The sequence below is a fragment of the Rhizobium ruizarguesonis genome (genome assembly GCF_017357285.1).
Lineage (GTDB): Bacteria > Pseudomonadota > Alphaproteobacteria > Rhizobiales > Rhizobiaceae > Rhizobium > Rhizobium ruizarguesonis.
This window is the reverse complement of sequence record NZ_CP071682.1, coordinates 263,186-281,445: the sequence shown is the minus strand read 5'-3', so window position 1 is coordinate 281,445 and position 18,260 is coordinate 263,186. Positions and strand designations below refer to the sequence as shown.

The 18,260-nt window shown below is 54.8% G+C and carries 17 protein-coding genes and 6 pseudogenes; 10 read left to right on the top strand and 13 right to left on the bottom strand.

Annotation, left to right across the window (positions count from 1 at the left end; genetic code table 11):
• Positions 1-280 precede the first annotated feature (280 nt).
• Positions 281-661, top strand: a pseudogene (locus tag J3P73_RS35640) (DDE-type integrase/transposase/recombinase); the annotation flags it as partial.
• A 78-nt stretch (positions 662-739) separates the two neighbouring features.
• Here the strand turns inward: J3P73_RS35640 and J3P73_RS35635 are convergent.
• Complete coding sequence (locus J3P73_RS35635; protein ID WP_207580395.1) at positions 740-1,390, bottom strand: outer membrane protein; 651 nt, start codon at positions 1,388-1,390, stop codon at positions 740-742.
• Positions 1,391-2,006: 616 nt separating this feature from the next.
• Here J3P73_RS35635 and J3P73_RS35630 point away from each other — a divergent pair.
• Positions 2,007-2,750 (top strand): helix-turn-helix transcriptional regulator, encoded by a 744-nt coding sequence (locus J3P73_RS35630; protein WP_131619131.1) that lies wholly within the window; start codon positions 2,007-2,009, stop codon positions 2,748-2,750.
• A gap of 218 nt (positions 2,751-2,968) precedes the next feature.
• Here the strand turns inward: J3P73_RS35630 and J3P73_RS35625 are convergent, their stop codons facing one another.
• The 3 genes from J3P73_RS35625 to J3P73_RS35615 all read right to left on the bottom strand — a co-directional run bounded on the left by J3P73_RS35625 (position 2,969) and on the right by J3P73_RS35615 (position 4,911).
• Complete coding sequence (locus tag J3P73_RS35625; protein WP_131619132.1) at positions 2,969-3,418, bottom strand: protein rhiC; 450 nt, start codon at positions 3,416-3,418, stop codon at positions 2,969-2,971.
• Positions 3,419-3,506: 88 nt separating this feature from the next.
• A complete protein-coding gene (locus J3P73_RS35620; protein WP_334582525.1) occupies positions 3,507-3,983 on the bottom strand; it encodes a tail fiber protein in 477 nt (158 codons plus the stop codon).
• 232 nt (positions 3,984-4,215) lie between these two features.
• Positions 4,216-4,911 carry a hypothetical protein gene (locus J3P73_RS35615; protein ID WP_018484262.1) on the bottom strand — a complete coding sequence of 232 codons (696 nt, stop codon included), beginning with the start codon at positions 4,909-4,911 and terminating at the stop codon, positions 4,216-4,218.
• 568 nt (positions 4,912-5,479) lie between these two features.
• Here J3P73_RS35615 and J3P73_RS35610 point away from each other — a divergent pair.
• The 3 genes from J3P73_RS35610 (at position 5,480) to J3P73_RS35600 (ending at position 8,187) form a co-directional block, all read left to right on the top strand.
• Positions 5,480-6,046 (top strand): acyl-homoserine-lactone synthase, encoded by a 567-nt coding sequence (locus J3P73_RS35610; protein ID WP_024323795.1) that lies wholly within the window; start codon positions 5,480-5,482, stop codon positions 6,044-6,046.
• Positions 6,047-6,356: 310 nt separating this feature from the next.
• The gene (locus tag J3P73_RS35605; protein ID WP_017958612.1) at positions 6,357-6,515 is read left to right on the top strand and encodes a hypothetical protein; all 159 of its coding nucleotides are present in this window, start codon (positions 6,357-6,359) and stop codon (positions 6,513-6,515) included.
• Positions 6,516-6,588: 73 nt separating this feature from the next.
• Positions 6,589-8,187: an asparagine synthase-related protein gene (locus J3P73_RS35600; RefSeq protein ID WP_131614721.1), complete on the top strand. Its 1,599-nt coding sequence runs from the start codon at positions 6,589-6,591 to the stop codon at positions 8,185-8,187.
• 13 nt (positions 8,188-8,200) lie between these two features.
• On the opposite strand, the gene J3P73_RS35595 is transcribed toward J3P73_RS35600, so the two are convergent.
• From J3P73_RS35595 to J3P73_RS35560, 8 genes are all read right to left on the bottom strand, one after another.
• Positions 8,201-8,554: an amidase family protein gene (locus J3P73_RS35595; RefSeq protein ID WP_231528645.1), complete on the bottom strand. Its 354-nt coding sequence runs from the start codon at positions 8,552-8,554 to the stop codon at positions 8,201-8,203.
• Positions 8,555-8,815: 261 nt separating this feature from the next.
• Positions 8,816-9,235 (bottom strand): type II toxin-antitoxin system VapC family toxin, encoded by a 420-nt coding sequence (locus J3P73_RS35590; protein WP_018068333.1) that lies wholly within the window; start codon positions 9,233-9,235, stop codon positions 8,816-8,818.
• Complete coding sequence (vapB, locus tag J3P73_RS35585) at positions 9,235-9,471, bottom strand: type II toxin-antitoxin system VapB family antitoxin (RefSeq protein WP_018496487.1); 237 nt, start codon at positions 9,469-9,471, stop codon at positions 9,235-9,237. Before vapB ends, J3P73_RS35590 begins: the two co-directional genes overlap by 1 nt.
• A 260-nt stretch (positions 9,472-9,731) precedes the next feature.
• Positions 9,732-10,835, bottom strand: a complete 1,104-nt coding sequence (locus J3P73_RS35580; protein ID WP_207580394.1) for a hypothetical protein — start codon at positions 10,833-10,835, stop codon at positions 9,732-9,734.
• Positions 10,835-12,448 carry a hypothetical protein gene (locus J3P73_RS35575; protein WP_131612452.1) on the bottom strand — a complete coding sequence of 538 codons (1,614 nt, stop codon included), beginning with the start codon at positions 12,446-12,448 and terminating at the stop codon, positions 10,835-10,837. The genes J3P73_RS35580 and J3P73_RS35575 overlap by 1 nt, the downstream gene beginning before the upstream one ends.
• A gap of 316 nt (positions 12,449-12,764) precedes the next feature.
• Positions 12,765-13,088: a hypothetical protein gene (locus J3P73_RS35570; protein ID WP_131589529.1), complete on the bottom strand. Its 324-nt coding sequence runs from the start codon at positions 13,086-13,088 to the stop codon at positions 12,765-12,767.
• A 192-nt stretch (positions 13,089-13,280) separates the two neighbouring features.
• Positions 13,281-13,559 (bottom strand): hypothetical protein, encoded by a 279-nt coding sequence (locus tag J3P73_RS35565; protein ID WP_018068327.1) that lies wholly within the window; start codon positions 13,557-13,559, stop codon positions 13,281-13,283.
• 109 nt (positions 13,560-13,668) lie between these two features.
• On the bottom strand, positions 13,669-14,466 hold the full coding sequence (locus tag J3P73_RS35560; protein WP_018068326.1) for a hypothetical protein: 798 nt from the start codon (positions 14,464-14,466) through the stop codon (positions 13,669-13,671).
• A 534-nt stretch (positions 14,467-15,000) separates the two neighbouring features.
• Between J3P73_RS35560 and J3P73_RS35555 the strand changes: the two are divergent.
• Positions 15,001-15,126, top strand: a pseudogene (locus tag J3P73_RS35555) (transposase); the annotation flags it as partial.
• A 55-nt stretch (positions 15,127-15,181) separates the two neighbouring features.
• Here the strand turns inward: J3P73_RS35555 and J3P73_RS35550 are convergent.
• Positions 15,182-15,625: pseudogene (locus tag J3P73_RS35550) on the bottom strand (transposase); the annotation flags it as partial.
• 59 nt (positions 15,626-15,684) lie between these two features.
• Here J3P73_RS35550 and J3P73_RS35545 point away from each other — a divergent pair.
• The 4 genes and pseudogenes from J3P73_RS35545 to J3P73_RS38385 all read left to right on the top strand — a co-directional run.
• A pseudogene (locus tag J3P73_RS35545) lies at positions 15,685-16,898 on the top strand (IS256 family transposase).
• Between the two features lie 366 nt (positions 16,899-17,264).
• A pseudogene (locus J3P73_RS35540) lies at positions 17,265-17,408 on the top strand (glycoside hydrolase family 15 protein); the annotation flags it as partial.
• 34 nt (positions 17,409-17,442) lie between these two features.
• A complete protein-coding gene (locus J3P73_RS38390; RefSeq protein WP_018068325.1) occupies positions 17,443-17,841 on the top strand; it encodes an FAD-dependent oxidoreductase in 399 nt (132 codons plus the stop codon).
• Positions 17,793-18,176: pseudogene (locus J3P73_RS38385) on the top strand (GMC oxidoreductase); the annotation flags it as partial. The gene J3P73_RS38390 and the pseudogene J3P73_RS38385, both read left to right, overlap by 49 nt.
• Between the last annotated feature and the right edge of the window lie 84 nt (positions 18,177-18,260).

The following is an 18,260-nucleotide window of genomic DNA, read 5'->3' as shown; positions in this document are numbered from 1 at the left end:
ATTGAGATGGACAGGCAACACGATGTTGATTGCGACTTAGAATTGACCCAGCGCCGGGTCAATTCATAGCGGTTATCAACATCGTAGCTTGAAGGCGCTACCTCCGCGCCACCATATCGCTGAAGTACCTTTGGCCGCAGCAATCGCGTCCGTTGGCCACAATAGCTTGAACCACCTTCCCCGTTCGATGCGGGCTCTGCGGTAAGGGTACGTTCGCGCTGATAACGGCTTGCTGCCGCACAGTCTTGCGAGCAGCCGAGCTACGCCATCCAGGATAGCCTATGTGCTCGACGAAATCGTGCAGGTTCGCCGCAATACCAAGGCTGCCAGTCGTTTGTTGATGCGTCTGCTAAAAAACCAGGGCATGGTGCCGAGGCGCATGATCACTGACAAGCTCCGCTCGTATGGAGCGGCAAAACGTCAGGTCATGCCGGGTGTTGAGCATCGCTCACACAAGAGCTTGAACAACCGGGCGGAGAACTCGCATCTGCCGTTTCGAAAACGGGAACGAACGCGCCAGGGATTCCGATCAAACGGGAGCCTGCAACATTTTGTCTCGCTGTTCTCCGCCGTTCGCAATCTCTTCGTTCCAGATCACACAAAACCTTCTGCCAACCAAATTCGCAATCACCGACCGCATGCCATGGCCCATGGGAAAAGCCGTCAGCGGCCAGCTCGTCTGAAAACTGTCCGCACGAGCCTTGATTCGTGCCCATGCTCAAGGCTTCAGACGAGTTCGTCAGAAGCGAAAGTTGAGGCCCGCCTTGATTACATTATCGTTGAGGTCGGACTTCGAGCCGATGCCTGCGCTCGGGGTCGGGACGGCGTTGTTAATGACGTAGTTGTACTCGATCTTTGCCGACACGCCGCCCGAAAACGCGTGCTCGACGCCGCCGCCGAAGAGGTAGCCCTGTTTCCAGCTATCCGGTCCGGATTTCCACTTGTCCGATCCGGATGCGGGGCGGCGGCCCTCGAACTCGGTCGTTGTGACGCCCGCGGTGCCGTAGACGAAAGTGCGGTCAAAGCCCAGACCAGCCTTCGCCTTCGCGGCACCGCGGAAGCGGCTTTCCACCTTACCGCCAGGCACACGCACTTCGTTGTTCATGTAAGAGCCTTCCAGTTCTGCGCCGAAAACGCCTGGTCCGGCCTGGAAATTGTAACCTACCTGAGCGCCCACCGCTGGGGCGCGATCATTGTTGAACGGGTTGAATTTGGAGGCCGCGACACCTCCGTGAAGACCGGCGTAAGCCCCGGCCCACGAGAAGGTTCGCGGTGCGTCATAAGAGGGGGCGTTCGGAACGCTGTGGTCAGCTAGATCGGCCGCCGACGCGCCGCATGCCAATAGGATCGAGACGCCCACGGAGAAGATTTTTCTTTTAATTAGCGACATATATAACTCCATAACGAGCGGAAACTAACATCCGGTGCTGGGCTGGACTCCCAAAGGTCTGCAAACCCCGCCCGACCCGCGATAGCCGCGGAGAGGGCATCATGAGCTTCCATGAGAAGAGCCAGATCGCTCGACTGGATCAAGTTTCGCATCGCGTCCGTTGGGTCTTGTGTCGACCCGACGCTTTTTGGGACATAGGGGCGTTGTCCCCTGCTGTGCCGGAGCCTACCTCCTGGACCATAGCCCCGGACGTTCTTCCCTGCGACAGCCCTTCGCCTGTTGAATATTCCAGCGTTGTCACTTTCATAAGCAGACTCTCTACAAATACGTGATTCAAGACAAGGGACGCAGAGGATATATTTAATATTATATTCGTTTAGTCTATGTAAAAGAACGGTAATGCATTGATAGTTCACCAATAATTGGAAAAATATACAAAAATATATTTACAAATATATTCTGGTTTATTTTCCAGCTGGTGACCTGAAAGATGCGCTTTTTGGTTGTATGTATCAAGGGTATCTAATATGGTTTTTAGAGTTTAGCCGCCCACCGAACTGGGCACTCACTGCTTAGATGTGACGACGTTAATCTTGAGCCGAACCGGGAGGTTGTCGTGAAGGAAGAATCCTCAACGGTCTCGAATCTGGTGTTCGATTTCCTGTCAGAGTCAGCCAGTGCAAAGAGCAAAGACGATGTGTTACTCTTACTTGGCAAAATTTCACAATATTTCGGGTTTAGTTATTTCGCGATATCCGGAATCCCCTCGCCTCCGGAGCGAATTGATCCCTATTTCGTTTTGGGCAATTGGTCCGCCGGGTGGTTTGATCGCTATCGTGAAAACAACTATGTCCACGCCGACCCCATTGTACAGCTTAGCAAGACATGTGATCACGCATTTGTTTGGTCGGAAGCTCTGCGAGATCAAAAACTCGATCGGCAGAGCCGTCGCGTCATGAATGAGGCACGCGAATTCAAGTTGATTGACGGCTTTAGCGTTCCTTTACACACTGCCGCTGGGTTTCAATCGATTGTCAGTTTTGGAGCGGAAAAGGTAGAGCTCTCAACCTGCGACCGAAGCGCGCTCTATGTGATGGCGGCTTACGCGCACAGCTTGCTCCGCGCCCAAATTGGGAATGATGCCAGTCGAAAAATTCAGGCCTTACCCATGATCACAACGCGAGAGCGCGAAATCATCCATTGGTGTGCCGCAGGCAAAACAGCAATAGAGATTGCAACGATTCTCGGACGATCCCATCGAACCATCCAAAATGTCATTCTGAACATCCAGCGAAAGCTCAATGTGGTTAATACACCTCAGATGATTGCCGAAAGCTTTCGTCTCAGAATCATTCGCTGAAATATATGGAGTTTTCGGGCACTTCAAAGATCGGGCCTATTGGATCACGACAGCCATCACGATCAGATAGTAGCCCCGTTGAAATGCAGAGCTAAATTTGCGCCTGAATTGATAGACAGGCGCAACACAGTTTTCGGTAGGTCGAGCAGACAGGATCCATTGGGTGGCTGCGAGGACGTGCTTTGAATTTGTTTCCTCAGAAGTCGTCCAATGACCACCTACCGCCAGACGGCCCCCCCGAATTGACCAGTCGCGTCTTTTGGGGTGATCCCCGACAGATCGCAGTGGCTGGCATTTTCTGGTCGGGCAGCTTGGATTAGCCGCGCACTTTTGACCGGCGCATTTATCATGCAATACGCGTTAAAGCGTGCAGGTAGCCCAGGCAATGTATTCGCCAGGTTACCATTTGGTCTGCAGTTGACGCTTGCCCCCTCCAAACGTCCGGATGGATCCACGGGCTCACCGCTGAAGTCGCATGTTTTCCCGGTTGACGTTCCCGGATTTCCAAGCGGGCCGGCAAGCGTGACGCCGCGGATCACAACGCCAGTTTCTACGGGCTTCGCCGCGACCTTGCCTTTTTGGTGCTCCTCAGCTGCGGCTCCCTGCGCGAAGGTGACGGTCAGGGCGAAAGCAGCTAGGTATCCGAAAGCTCTCAAAGTAGCGGTCATTAAGCTTCTCCTCTTTTGCCGGCCGGCAAGATGTCGCTTCCGGACTGATGTCTCTGAATCGAATGAAAGGATCTGCGACCCTTTCAAGTTACCGAAACTTGATCAGGTAGTTCACGGCCACGTTCTTGGGACGCGTCTCAAGAGCTGTGCGTGCCGGATTTTCCGGTGAGCCTGTCGATTTGCTTGAAATGGAAGTTCCGGCGGCACTGCCTTGTTGCGAAATTCCCGCCGGCGTCGTTATCTCATAGGGATGCGCATGAACTTGCAGAGCATCGCATTGGAGTGATCCAACAACATTCGCAACATTATTGCCAGTTGGATCTAGCCGTCGTTTCGCGTCAGGGTCCATACCGGCACCGGCATCGAAACCACGCAGGAACAGCCCACGGTAGTCTGGAATCCGAAATTCCAGATCGGCCGTAGAATTCCGCTCTCCATAGAGTCCGCCGAGAACGGCGTAGAGTTCTGGATAGGCGGCTGCCCTGAGATAACGTCCGTCGCAAAGCATCCATCCCTGGGCTTCGATGTAGCAGATAGGAGCTTCCGCATTTGTACCCGCAGCCACGCCAGAGCTCGCGCAGGATGTATTGCTCCAGATTGTATTGACCGAGCTCGAGATAGGGGCAACTTGCCCCGCAAACGAACACACCGCACCGATTGGAGGCCCTGCAAACATCTTTGGTTCCTCGGTCAAGATTGATGTGTGAGTGAAGGAGTGCCACTTATCAGCAACAAGAGGCACTCCCATGCATCAGTTCCGACCTGACCGGCGGAGCTGAAGCCAATTCACCTTGCCATCAAGCCGGGTTGACATCCCAGGTATTGTCCTCGTGGAGCACGCCTACGAGATTGAAGACGGCAGAGGGAAACTTGGCTTCACTGGTCTGGGTGATCGTGTCGATACTGAGCACCGAGCCGATAGACACATTCGTTCCCGCCGCAATCCAATAGCTCGGAGTCGGCGTGAACGTGTGGAACAGATTGGTGCCCGCTTGTACAACATAAGTTCCTGTTCCGGACATGCCGATGCCCACGGAGAACCGGTTGTTTGGCACATTGCCAGCATCGTTGATGACCAGTGATCCTGCAGGATCCGCCTTGATCGGCACGGTCAGGCCGGGTCCACCACTTAATGAAAAAGTAGTGGTGTTTTTCCCGCTGGGGCTGCAGTCCTCCACCCCGGAGGCAAAAAAGTCCACGCCAGGAATCAGTTGTCCCGTGTCGCTCCAGACGAAATTATAGGCGAGCTCCCAAGTGAATTTGATTTGATTGCCAACCCGAATTTGATACGGAGAGCAGAACCATGCCAAGGAGAAAACATTGGCAACAGGTTGAGGCATCTTTTGATAGACATAGAAGGTCCAAGGTTGCGCCGATTGATTCTTCAACAGCAACGAATATTGCGTTCCTTGGGCAAGCGCCGCGCTTCCCGGCTGTGATGCACGGGCATGATCCGTCATTTCCTTGTCTACGTAGCTGACATGCAAGGACATTTGATTCTCCCTTTCCGCTGATTTTCTGTCTTCACGCCAGGACCGATCCAAACGTTTGGACTGCTCCTTGGCCCAGCTCCAACTGAGGCGAGTGTTATTGGAGACACCAATTCAGCTATAATCATTTCTGGGTGACGTAAATGAGTAGATATACTCCCTGACAGACCATCACGAACCCATAGGCATGCCCCCGAGACCCGGGACGGAAAGAGCGGTCGAAGCCTATTTGGTCGGTAGCGGATAAGCACCGGCCGAGATGGTTTTCTAACGTGATCCCATCAACGAAAAGCTGCCTGAGAGGCGGCTTGATCGAGCCTTAGGCGCCTTTGACGCACACCGGATGCTCTGCAAATTTACTCTAGCGGTACGGGATGATGGCATTCTTAAGCCCGTTTTGGCCGATCTTTCCGTTACCGCCATTTCCCATGCCGCGCGGATTGTTTGATTTCAAACCATGGTAGCGCGACGAACGACGTTAATCATCCGCGACCTAACTCAGAAATGAGTATTTCTACTCATTTTGAAGGACAGAAAGATCGCGCATAGTGATCTCCGGGGGCAGGGAGCGATGATGAAGATTTGTATTGGGGACTCTCGGGCTAACGCCGTGCTCATGGAGAAAATCTGGCGATTTCGACACCAGCAATTTGTGGAACGACGTGGATGGCAGGCATTACGCAAGAGTGACAGACGGGAAATAGATCAGTTTGATCACGATTGCGCTATTCATTTTAGCGTTCTCAAGAACGACGCGGTGATCGGGTATTCTCGGCTCCTTCCTACGGTGCAGCCACATCTTCTTTCAAGCGTCTACCCGCAAATCATGCGGGGCCAAAAGTGGCCAAGGTCGCACGACGTTTTCGAATGGACGCGGTGGGCGGTTGCAAGCGGTGACGAAAGGATTGACGGGGTTCGAGTATCGCGGGTTTTAATGATCGGGTTGATGGAGTTTTGCCGCGTTGCCGGCATCACCTCGCTTATCGGCGAGACGCACCCAAAGCTGATAAACTCCTTGCGCGCCAACGGGTGGCAAACACACATACTCTCAGAGCCCAGCATTTTCGAAAACGAATTAGTCGTGCCACTCGAAGTCATCCCCTCGTCCGCCCCGCAGACGTTGAAGGCAACTAGCTAGCATAGGAAATTCCGCTCGATGTTTGAACCTTACGGCTCAGGAAGTTTTGGTCACCAATTCGCCGCCAGTCCGGCTCATAAGCGCACACAAGTCCCCGCCTGGAATTCTTTTGCACAAGCGGTGCTACATCGCAATCAATGCTTAGGTCAGAGAGCCAGTCACGTAGCCGCCCGGATCGATTGCAGCCTAATGATTCCGCAGCCTATGCCACCCTAGAACGGCATGGGACAGTCAGTGTACCTCAGTCACTCGCGTCATTGGCATCCCTTTAGGGGGACGGCGAGGAAAGCAACCAACGGAGAGTCATAACATGGAAACGACAACTACCCGCAAGCCCGTTAATCTCATCGGTAGCGAGTTGAGCGTGTTTGCCAAGGCGCCGCGCGTCGGACCGACCCCTTCGACCACAGAAATTGCTGCCATGATCAAGGGGGGCAAGCCAGGCGACATGGACAAACTGGACGTTTAAGTTTCATCCGTGTGACCGTCGCCAAGGCGGCGGTCACTGCCCCTTTAGATTTTCATCAACTAAGCGATCACCCATGTTCAAGGGAACGATTGACCGAGGTCATCTCGAGTGCGTGGCTGAGCCCCCGATGTACCCGCCGCCCTACCCCAACATCTCTATCAAGATCCTAGACCATCCTTTGCTCGAAAGCTTCCGGTGGGACACCACTGATCAAATCATCCTGATCTGCCGCGAGCGTTCCGCCGAAGCGAATGGGCAGCTTGTGGCACTCAGGGATTGGCCGATAGAACGAGCGCAGGATTTCTGTGCCTTTGGGCAATGGCCATTGGACTATCAGACAATTTCGATCAACCGCCATTCCGGCACGGTGACCTTCAGCGCCGGACATGGAGGTGTTGCGCCACTTTATCTGAAGGTCAGCGGCGAGCGCATTGATCTCTCCTGGTCGATAGCGGACTTTTATTCGGGCATGACCCTCGCCGACATCGACACGGACCGAACTGGCCTGCGTCTTGTCGGCACGCTCCCCTATGCAACAACCACGATGTTTCGCGGTGTTTTCATGCTGACGGAGCGCGCGTCGCTTTGCATCAGCAGGACAGGAGACGTCGAGACGAAATATCCCCCTCCGGCACCGTATTTCATCCCGACCCCGCTTGTGGATGAGGCCGATGTTGCAGCCGCAGCATGCCGTTTGATCGACACCCTGCTGCGTCGCTGGCCCCTCACGCCGGGCCTCACGGCTAGCGAATTCAGCGGAGGATTGGATTCGGCAGTCGTTGCCGCCATTTTGGCGGGGCAGCAACCTGACGCCCTGCAAACCTATGCCTTGGAGGTCGAGGGGCCAGCTCGAAGTCAACAGACTTCGCGGCGCGAAATAGCAATCGAGCACTTTGGCTTTCGCGACCAAACGCTGCGTGTTGACACGATACCAATGGTTCCGTGTGGGTTCGAAGTGAGTAGCGACTACGTCCCCGCTCCCTACAATGCCGATCTGCAGCGGCCCCTCCATCAACTATTGAAGTCGCTCGCCACTGCCTCAGCCCCGCGGGCGGTCGCAACTGGTACAGGCGGTGATGAGTTGCTAATGGCCCATGCTTTCGAGCAAAATCACGAGCAATTCGCTCGTAATATTAGCGATGCATTCCTTCCTGCGATCCTTCCCTCCGCCATGACGCTGGTGCTCAAAAACCGATTGCCCGACTATGCAGCAAGCTGCGATCGGGCACCCTTCCCTATCCTGCCAATCTCGGTACTGGAGGCACACGCCGCGCGTGCTCCTTTGTTTGCGAGCCATGGCATATGGCCAATTAGCCCATTCGCCCAGCCAGAAGCCGTACGATTTTATCGGAGTTTGCCTTTTGCCTGGAGGCACGAAAAGGCGCTGCATCGCCGGATGTTGGAACGGCTTGGATATCCCAAACGGTTCTTCGGCGTTTCTATAAGAGAAAATTTCGAACACTATCTGACCGGCTCGCTGATTATCGGTGCTAGCGAGATCACTAGTCAATTATCCCGTCGTTGCCTGCTGCATGAACTGGGGCTGATCGATGCTGACCGCCTGATCGCCACAATAGACGACATCCGATACGATTCTCCGCTTAGCGAGCTCGGCTTTATCTTCCACGCAATTAACGTTGAACACATGCTTCGGCGAATTGACGGAACTTGAAGGAGATCACCCACTAACGCAGCGGGACTTCGACACGCCTGCAATTAGGTCCCTTACAATTCCGCCTGGTGCCGTCGCGAGGCAGATCGTGATTACTCTCGCAATACCGGCCAATAAGACTTTCGATTTCCTTCGCTACAGATAGAACCCGGCCGTCCGCACCTCGTGCACCAATAATCTGAATACCGATAGGTAGCCCCGTGGCGCTAAAACCGCAGGAGACCACACATGCAGGTTGCCCTGTCAAATTTAGCGGGTAGCTAAAGCCAGTCCATTCAGTCCAACTCTTGACTCCGGTATCGGGTGGAGCGTTCATGGCCGTTGCAAAAGGGAGATGGGCGGCGGCGGGCGAGATAACGACGTACACGCCGTTTAAAGCCACATCCAATGATGATCGAACAAGTCCAAGACGTCATCGATTGGAAGTGTAAATGGGGTGATGGATGCGCCCTGATCTGCTAGCGTTTCCATCGCTGACGACACAGCGTAAGCGCTCCGACTGGAGGCTGTCTCCAGAAACCTATTTTCATCGAGCGAAAACTAACCTCTAACATCGTCCTCTTACCGGCACGAGCGCCGGCAAGGTCCCCTCCCTGCCCGCCCCTCACGGCATAGCCGCTGGGACGGGTTAATTGGTTTCTCTGCGTTCCGCGTCCAGCCAGTTTTCGAGCTTCAGTCCGGGATACGCCAGGAAGTCCCGCGTGTTGTTGGTCACCAATACCGTGTCCAGAGCGATCGCATGCGATGCGATCAGTTTGTCGAGATGATCTTTCTTCCGGTCTCTCGTCGCCATTCGAACCGGACCGTAGGCACGCGCTGCTGCGATCCCAAACGGCTCTACCGTGATTAGCTCGGCCAGGGCGGTGAGATTATCAAGTTCTCGTTCCGGATCATCGGATGCGGAAACACCGTACTCGAGTTCCGCGAAGGTGATGGCGGACATCACGACGTCCCCCACATAGCAACTGGCAAAGCGGCGAGCGACCTGCTCCGGCTGGTTTTTCATCAGGTAGATACACATGTTCGTATCGAGCATGTAGCGCGCCATCAGATCTTGTCCCGCTCGTCTTGCTCATGGGACTCTCTTCCGTCACGCATGAAATCCGGAGAGAAGCGGGCGAATACATCCAGAACGCCGGCCAGGGAGCGATGTACAGGACGGATTCGAAGCTCGTCGCCGATGCGCTCGATCTCCAACTCAACATCGGTTCGCTCAAACGCCAGTTCCGCCGGTATGCGAACCGCCTGGGAATTTCCATTCTTGAAAGCTTTAGTGGTGTGCATGTCATTAACCTTGTGTGTACGTGGATGTACTATATCCTAGGCTTTCCAAATAGTACATCCCCAGTGTGTACGTAAATGTTTGGCGCTTGGGGCGACGGGGCGCATCTCGCAACAGGGTGAGGTCGCTCGTGCCGAATCGTGTGCTGGTCCACCCGCCAACGGGTATTGGCCAGCGGGGCATCAAGGCGCCCATCCTTCGGCGGCTCGGGTCGCGCGAGCCACCGTTTCTTCTGAGCGCGGCCGCGAGGAAGGCCCTGATCCTAGTATCTGGCGGGGGTAGCGGGTCGCCGAAGTGTCGATGCGACGTCAATCTTCGTCAACCCCGCGGTTTTGGCCGCCCTACTCTTGCATCCCGCGATCGGAGGGTGAGCACTTTTGCCGATGTTCATAGCCACCCCTGTCAACTTCATCGAAATGAAATCAGAAATTTGTCCACCGAACTTGATAGGCTTGCCGTTTATCGTGACGTCGCTGACCAAATAGCCCCGATCGGCGGGTACTTCAAAAACAGCGCGGACAGCCTTTTCAGCTGTTCCACGCGTAATTTTCCAGAAGAGGGCCGGTTGCGTCCCATCGGGGCTTGCCCAACCGGCCGTGTTCAAACCTGCGAAATAGATACCAACCGGATTGGCGAGTGAAATGTTTGCCTCAGTCCGCGCCAATAAATTGACGCCGCCCCCGATGGTCGGGTCACTATGCCTTTCCGCTTGCCCATAAGCGCCGCATCGAATGAGGTCCTGGTCGTTCGTTAACAGCACGCCTTTAGGCGCACGCGTATTGCTCGCCCCGGCGGCGAGTTCAATCTCTGCGCCAAGAGTGTTGTTCTGTTGGATCAGGTGCATGGCACCCTTAGACGTCCCGCTGTTCCACTTGTTTCTCGGATTATAAGTTCCGGCCGAGGTCAAAAGATCATTAGGCTGAACCGCAGGGTCTATGTGGCCACGGTAAAGGTCCAAAACTTTAGCTGGATCGGTTGCCGCGAGAAATTGCCAGTATTCGGGCCCCTCGCAGGTAAATGTCACGCGCGAAATACGCCCGTCGGCCAAGCGGGTTACACTCCACTCGCAATATTCGTCCTGCACGTCCCTGCTTCCATCAGCGGTCTTCCAACGCTCTTCGTCGGTGGCCGCATCGATTGCCACCAGGCGGGGAAACGCGGTCCAGCTTATATCTTTTTCGACAGCATCTGCCGCCAACGGCGTCTTAGTGACGTTGAAGAAGCGTGGGCGCGGGGCGTCAAAATCGTAAACGTCCGGCTGTCCGGCCTTCGCATCGTCAAGCTGTTGCGACATCCAGTCACTCCAAGCCTCTTGTTGCTGCTGGTTGAAGTCCTGCAAGAATCCAGGTGGGTCAAAACTTGGCATCACGCTTCCTCCGGGTCGGGTAAAACATGGGCGTCGACATCCATGCGTAGAAAATCAGTGATCTCAAGAGTGCTGGCGATCGGCAATGTCAGACCGAACTCCGACAAGGGGCGCTTACGGAACTGCCGACGTCTGGATTCGGCCAGCCGAAAAATTTCGTCAAAGCCATCTGCCGTACCCAACTTCTCGGTGAGCTTCGTCCAATGGGTCTCGATCATCGTTGCGAACGACTGTTCCCAGCCGCTTGGATCGACGTCCCATAGGGAGAGGAACTCTGCCCCCATTTCGCCTCCGGGATCGCGAACGGCCTGAACGAAAAGCGCCTCGCCGCTGCCGTCCAGCTTCATTTGGGTGGGGAAAAACCGCAGCAGATATTCTCGTTTTCGGGAAAAGATCGGGTTCTGGAAATCGACCATAAGCAAACAGGCTGCCAGGCGACGGGACAGAACACCTCTTCCCAGCAGGCCGGCTAGAATAACCCGGTCCTCCAGAGACGGCTCCGGAACGGCGAAGGCGAAATCGACATCCCCTTGAACCACGACGCCCCCGTCCTGCCGTTGGACGGCGTATCGACTGAGGCAATTCGTATAGAACGCGCCCGGAACTTTCAGACGCTGGATGTTCGCAGGTATGTTCAGTTCATCAAGCAGGCACTCTGTGTTCAAGAAGAACGTCGTGGGCAAGCGAAGCAGCTCATCTGGCGCCAGTGATGCCGACTGTTGAGGAGAGGATGTAAGATTGACCGTCGTCGTCGTGACAACTTGTCGTAGGAAGCTCTGGGCATTGGAAAGGATGCCATTTTGAGCCTCACGATCGAATCTCGATTTCGTCCAACGGGAGGTGCCAGAGCGCACGATAAGTTCGAGATCCTCAGCACCCTTGACCTGCGAACTGTGGTAGAGAGTGTCTGATCGCAACGGATCGTCAGGAGCAAAGATCTCGTCTTGAATCGGCGACGCCTGAGAGTGCCAGTGTAGCCATGGCACTTTCAGCTCTTTCATGACCGGTCCGCCGTTTACATGGCTGTCGAACGGACCGCGCCCCCGGGTTGGCGCTCGTAGCGAATGCCACGAGTTCCCAGCCCAAGACCAGGTTCCACTACGCCGCTCGTAAAAATTATAAGCGCCCGCGACCGGATCCCAGGCAAAAACCTGTAAAAAGATGCCGCTGGAATTGAAAGGAGGCGCCGTCGATACGAATATCTCGGCATCTTGTTCGCGGTGCCGTGTCACAACCAGCCTCAAATGGCGATCTAGATCTGCAGTGGAAGGATCCCAGGCAATTTGCCCGCCGTCTGCGACCCGATAGATCCGCTGATCTGGGAGCGCATCTGGGCCGACAACAGCATCAAGGACAGCCAGCAATTCAAGCAGGGTCTCCGGCCGGTGCCCGGGAGCAAGGACCAGCTTCGCAAAAGCGTCATTGACTGGTGAAGCTTCTGCCCTTGGATCGAGCACCGACGCCTTACGGTCGATCCCTAGGATAAAGCGCGCCGCGGCGCCGGTCGGTATATCCTTTAGGGGATCGGCGAGCCCGTCACGAGACAGCCCGGAGGCATTCCGGTGGTAAGGAAAATTACGAGTGGGAAATCTTGAGGCGCCTTCAAACTTCATGTTTGTCACCACTGCGTTTTGGTGGTTGGCCGCTGAATTCTTTTACTGCTTTGTCTCATTAGGGCTCGGCTCTGGCCTTTCGAGAGCAACCCCCGATTTAGCTTACCGGGGGCGGGCCACGCTCACCTACGAACCCAAGCTCATGGCAGCCTATGTCCGGCCCTCCCGCAAAGGCACCTAGTTGAGTGGAATCGATTCCACATTCGCCGGAGCTGTTGCACCGTCCGAACCAGCGGTCCCCTTATTCGCCAGAACACGATATTGGATCGTGTTCTGGCCTGAGATGACCTTTCCTTGAATCGTCGAGATCTTCAGTTCACCGGCCACTGAATAGTCGTTGCCGGTATTGATGATGTGAGCTTTGAGCGATACGATCCGCCATATCTGCGATCGTCGAAACAAGTGTTTTAATGTTATCCTCTGATAGGCCTACGTTCTTTAGAAGGTGGCGTATTTTATCATAACCTGCCTCAACGCCGCCGAAAAGATATCGGAAGAAATTCAGGTTCCCCTTTCCATGGACGCTTTCATAATGTTCGACCTCTTCACGAGCTGATGCCGAAAGAAGGGATTTGAACAGCGCGTCAATATCCTGAGCTTCTTGGCTCGTCAGTGCTGGGACCTTAATTTCTGCGTCCACCCAGCCCTCTGAACGCGCTGGATCGTATAGTCGATGCCCGAAATTATTCCGTCGCCATGAGCATCGACCGATAATGAATCTTCCGCTTACGGGCCTTGAGCGCCATCAGGAGCTAACACCCCATGCAAAAGCGAAAATTGTATTTTCTGAACTGCCATTGATTTTAACCCTTCAGGAGGAATCTTCGTGGATTTAGACTTTTGGTTCGCCAAAAAAAATGTGGCTGCGGTAGTGGTGATCTACGTCATGGTAGTGCCGATAGCCACCGATCACATGGGCGTCGTCCTTCCAAATGCCCTGGCCTCGGCTGAGCTCCTTCGCCAGAGTATTAGCCTTTGATTTGGTCGTATATACGTCCTTGCCGTCCTTCAGCCGCTGTATTGCTTGCGCCTTATCGATCCCATGAAGACGATAGATCTTTACGCTTTTATTTACGCCTTTAGATATTATCTGCGCTGGGTAGTAATCCATGCCCGTATAACTCCTTTCTGACGACGTTTAATGGCTTTAGTGCTGCCATGGTTTGTGAATCGTCCGTCCGCAATACAGGAGCCAAGCCACGTTCGGCGAGCGCGATACATCAGGAGTATAGCGTGCCAACTACCGGCAGGCTGTCGCCGTCATTTGTATTGAGGTGTACTTTGGGAGCCAAAAATCGCAGTTGCTTGTGATATTGCCCTTGTTGGATTGTTGCATCCATAACGATTGCAAAGAGACTACCGGTCACGTCATAATCGAAGTCGCGGTTATATATAGTGCCCTTGTAGTTGAACGTTGACTCGTTCTGAGCGATCTCCATCATGCCGTTAACGATTTTCCGCTGGTCCTCCGCACTCAGGCCCCAACCGTCCAACGTGTGTTTGACATCACTATAACTTGCTGACACGCCGCCCGACCAAAAAGCGAAGAATCCTAAGCCTCCGCTAACGTTCGTCGATTCTGTTTCCTCAAATTTATGAGAATGCGAAGCGTCAAGCATTCCTTTTATCATGTTGTTCAATGCAATCACGTCTGATGGAGTAACACACTGAAGTTTAATATTTAAGGCGACATCAATTTGCCCATGTGCAGGCACTGTATACATCACGCCTATGAGCTGTCCGCGACCGTATGAGGTAATTGATACTCCGTTCTCAACGGCCGGATCGGATCTAAATACAGAAATATGGTGCAGTACTGTCTCTATTCTTCCGACATTCGTGATTGGTTCAAATGTTAAGATGCGTGCTTTTCTAAGTCTGCCGTTCATTACATCCTCCAAAAGTTGATCCATCGCTCCAAGAAGCCAGTCTTTTGAGACCTTCTCAATTGCAAGGCGGACAAATTTGCGTAGAATCAGGCAGCCGGCCTCCATGTCTTGCAATTTGTCAATCAACATGTCTGCATAACTGGAGTAGGTTGAGGCTGTCCGGCATAACACTGATGCCATCGTTCTAGTAACGAACGTGCCGTCTCCCAATCCTTCGCGTCTATCGCCGTCCAGATGCGATCGATCAGGGATTGTTCAGCGGAGTCCATTGAGGGAGCTGTTTCACCTACCTTTAGGTTGGGCATGCTTGGCGTTCCTTCATGTGTTCGAAGCAATGCGGTTATCCCGCAATGCGGATGCGGAGGCCGTTCCGCTGCCTCGCAATAGCTCTCAAGATTCGTGCCAGGCAGGCCGATTGAGATGACGAACAATAATTCGCTGCGATTCCAGTTATGTGGCGCGAAAATACGCGATTGAGAACAAGGGCGCCTGTCACGTAACCGACAAAGGTAGCGACAATGCCGCAACGTCATGACGTACCCCAATTGAATAGGCCATTTGGAATTTGCCAGTTACGATCCCTGACGGTACTGGTAACCCTCCCCGCCATTAAGGGGCTTCAAAAGTGGAATTTTCTCGGGCTTTATGATCGAGGAGATTTCGATGAAGACGAGCAGATTTAGCGAACCACAAATCCTTGCCATTCTTCGCCAGGCGGAAGGCGGTGTCCCTGTACCCGAGCTTTGCCGGGAATATGGCATGAGCACGGCGTCATTTTACAAATGGCGATGGCGTTGGTGCACGGATGTGGAACTGAAGGGATGGGGATCTTTGAAACGGCTGATTATGGCTTGGCTGCCTTGCGGCGGACGGCTTTCGGGCGTGCGCAAGCAAGCATGCGGTTGAGGACGGCGCAGCCGATGGCGACTTCGGTCTGCTGACCAGGCAGCGACCTGGCCCGCAGACGCCGCCCGATGACGGACTTGTATCGCCCGATTGCCGTCTCAACCAGCGAGCGTTAGCCGTAGCCGTTAGAGACCTGCCATTTCATCCGGCCGTCACTGTTGATTGCGGCGATATGCCGGTTCCGTTGGCCGGGAGGTCTATCGTCGCTTGGCTCGACCGCGTTGGCGCGAGGCGGAATGACGATAGCCGCCGCCGCGCTATGATCGATGACTGCCTCGTATGTAGGTTTTCCATCATAGGCACCGTCGGCTGTGAACTGTCCGATCGGACCGCCAATCTGGTCCAGGAGTGGCGCAACTTGAGAGACATCGCCAGCATCCTGATGGGACTGTCAGGAATTTCGTGTACGGGCGTGCATAATGGGTACGAAGGAGACCACCCATGGCACGACGGAAAGAGCCTATCATCGCGGACAGCATTTTGGACCAGCTTCTCGCCGGTTCTGATGCGAAAACGGCTTTCGAGAGCAACGGTCTGCTCGATCAGTTGAAGAAGGCGCTGGCGGAGCGGGCGTTGAATTCGGAGATGGATCATCATCTCTCCGACGAAGAGACCGTCGGCAACAGCCGCAATGGCTACGGCCGCAAGACAGTGCTGACGGATAGCGGCTCTTTGGAGCTTTCCATCCCGCGCGACCGGCAGTCGAGCTTTGATCCTCAATTGCTTGCCAAGTATCAGCGCCGCTTCCCTGGCTTCGACGAGAAGATCGTGTCGATGTATGCGCGTGGGATGAGCACGCGTGAGATCGTGGGGCATGTCCAGGATCTTTACGGGATCGACGTGTCGGCCGACTTGATCTCGGCCGTCACCGACGCGGCGCTGGACGAAGTTGCGACCTGGCAGTCGCGGCCTCTGGAGCCGGTCTATCCGTTGGTGTTCTTCGATGCGCTGCGGGTCAAAGATCAGAGACGAAGGCCATGCAAGGCGGTGCACATCGCGCTCGGCGTGCGCGGCGATGGCACGAAAGAGATGCTCGGCCTGTGGATCGAAACGAATGAGGGTGCCAAATTCTGGCTGCGGGTGATGAACGAGATGAAGAACCGCGGCGTCGAGGACATCCTGATCGCCGTCGTCGACGGCCTGAAGGGCTTTCCAGACGCCATCAATGCCGTCTTCGCGCAAACGACGGTGCAGACCTGCATCGTCCATCTGCTGCGCAATTCTCTGGATTTTGCATCATGGAAGGACCGCAAGGATTTGGCCCGCGAGCTGAAAGCAATCTACGTAGCCATCGATGACAAGGCGGCGGAGGCGGCGCTGACAACGTTCGAGGGTGGCTTTTGGGGTCGGAAATTCCCAGCCGTCGCCCAGATCTGGCGGCGAGCCTGGCAGGAGGTCATCCCCTTCTTCGCCTTTCCAATGGATGTTCGCCCGATCATTTACACCACCAACGCCATCGAAGCCCTAAATTCCAAGCTGCGTCGCGCCGTCCGGGCAAGAGGTCATTTTCCGAGCGATGAGGCGGCGACAAAACTGCTCTACCTGGTCTTGAACAGATCGGAGAAAGAGTGGAAAATGCCGCCGAGGGAGTGGCGATGGCAAAATCCCAATTCGCCATTCTCTTTGCGGACCGCTTTCAGGCCGCAAGGGCGTAAGAGCAAATGTTCAACCGCACGCCCGTACACGAAATTCCTGACAGTCCCTCCGAAACCTCTTCGTCCCATCCCAGACCAACCGCTCCGCAGCACAAATTCGAACCCATCGACGCCAGGCAATGGCCGCGTGGGAAGCCGTGAGTGCACGGCCTGCCTGAAAAGCGCAGGCTCGGCCTCACGTGGCCACATTCAAACAACGTGACAACGCCCATCCGGGAGCTGGCGACGCAATCATCTCGAAACAAAGGACGACCTCATCGGAAACGGCAACAAACTGAGCAATAGTACTTATTTACGACATCACAAATATAGCTAGTCTAGCGGCGTCTTGTCCCGCCAAATTTCAATCAATTGTGGAGTCAGCCGATGACAGCAGCGTTTTGGAGTCAGCCGACGACACTTGCGGATTTGACCAGTACAGGCGTGGCCATCGGCGCTCTTGCGCGTGTGGTTACTCTGACACCTGCCTTCGCGCAGACCGACTTGGTTGCGTTGTCGCGCTATTTTTCCTGATGCGGCTTTGCGGGAATGATGGAGGATCAAAGTGCTTTTCCCACTCGAATCAGCACTGAAGGCGGATTCCAAGTCTGTCGCAGCGTCTGGCGATTACGATATCGTCATCGTTGGTTCCGGCATTTCCGGAGCTATAATTGCCAAGCAGGCTGCAGAAGCTGGCAAGCGTGTCCTTGTGCTTGAAGCCGGAACCGGTGCCAATAGCTCTTTGGCAGGCTATAACGATCTGCTGACGACCTTCTATTCGGCAGCCACCAAGGATAACCAGTCGCCCTTTCCGCTGAATGCGAACGCGGCCATGCCCCGCAGCACGCAGCTTCGCAAGCTGCAGGCGGGGGAAACCGATAGCTCGACCTATATCGTTCAATCCGGACCTTATGCGGCAATATGCGGCCCATCCTGTCGTTCACGGTTCCGGAATATACCATGAAGGGTGCCGCCTATGGCCGCCAGTTTGCGCGCACCGTCTTTACGCGTCTGGGCGCGCAGGATCATACCCATTACGACCCTAGCGATTTCGGCTGTGTGGCCTATGAGGGGCAAGGCTATGCGATCCGCGGCGGCAATCATCTGGCCGGCACCCACATCATGGGAACGACGAAGACCAATTCCGTCGTGGACAAGAACCAGCGCAGCTGGGACCACGAAAACCTCTACCTCGTGGGCGGCGGCAGCATGCCGACGATCGGCACGGCCAATGTCACCTTGACGCTGGCCGCCATGTGCTTCCGAAGCAGTCGCGACATTCTGAAATATCTGCACTGAACAAAGACCAATATCCGATACGCGGAACGAACTGCGGAACTCGATGCAAGCGACACGAAGCCGGACTGTGCACCTAACTATATT

Coding starts and splice junctions, on each gene's coding strand:
- J3P73_RS35635 (WP_207580395.1), bottom strand. CDS start 1,390: ATGTCGCTAATTAAAAGAAAAATCTTCTCCGTGGGCGTCTCGATCCTA.
- J3P73_RS35625 (WP_131619132.1), bottom strand. CDS start 3,418: ATGACCGCTACTTTGAGAGCTTTCGGATACCTAGCTGCTTTCGCCCTG.
- J3P73_RS35615 (WP_018484262.1), bottom strand. CDS start 4,911: ATGTCCTTGCATGTCAGCTACGTAGACAAGGAAATGACGGATCATGCC.
- J3P73_RS35610 (WP_024323795.1), top strand. CDS start 5,480: ATGATGAAGATTTGTATTGGGGACTCTCGGGCTAACGCCGTGCTCATG.
- J3P73_RS35605 (WP_017958612.1), top strand. CDS start 6,357: ATGGAAACGACAACTACCCGCAAGCCCGTTAATCTCATCGGTAGCGAG.
- J3P73_RS35600 (WP_131614721.1), top strand. CDS start 6,589: ATGTTCAAGGGAACGATTGACCGAGGTCATCTCGAGTGCGTGGCTGAG.
- J3P73_RS35590 (WP_018068333.1), bottom strand. CDS start 9,235: ATGGCGCGCTACATGCTCGATACGAACATGTGTATCTACCTGATGAAA.
- vapB (WP_018496487.1), bottom strand. CDS start 9,471: ATGCACACCACTAAAGCTTTCAAGAATGGAAATTCCCAGGCGGTTCGC.
- J3P73_RS35580 (WP_207580394.1), bottom strand. CDS start 10,835: ATGCCAAGTTTTGACCCACCTGGATTCTTGCAGGACTTCAACCAGCAG.
- J3P73_RS35575 (WP_131612452.1), bottom strand. CDS start 12,448: ATGAAGTTTGAAGGCGCCTCAAGATTTCCCACTCGTAATTTTCCTTAC.
- J3P73_RS35565 (WP_018068327.1), bottom strand. CDS start 13,559: ATGGATTACTACCCAGCGCAGATAATATCTAAAGGCGTAAATAAAAGC.
- J3P73_RS35560 (WP_018068326.1), bottom strand. CDS start 14,466: ATGTTGATTGACAAATTGCAAGACATGGAGGCCGGCTGCCTGATTCTA.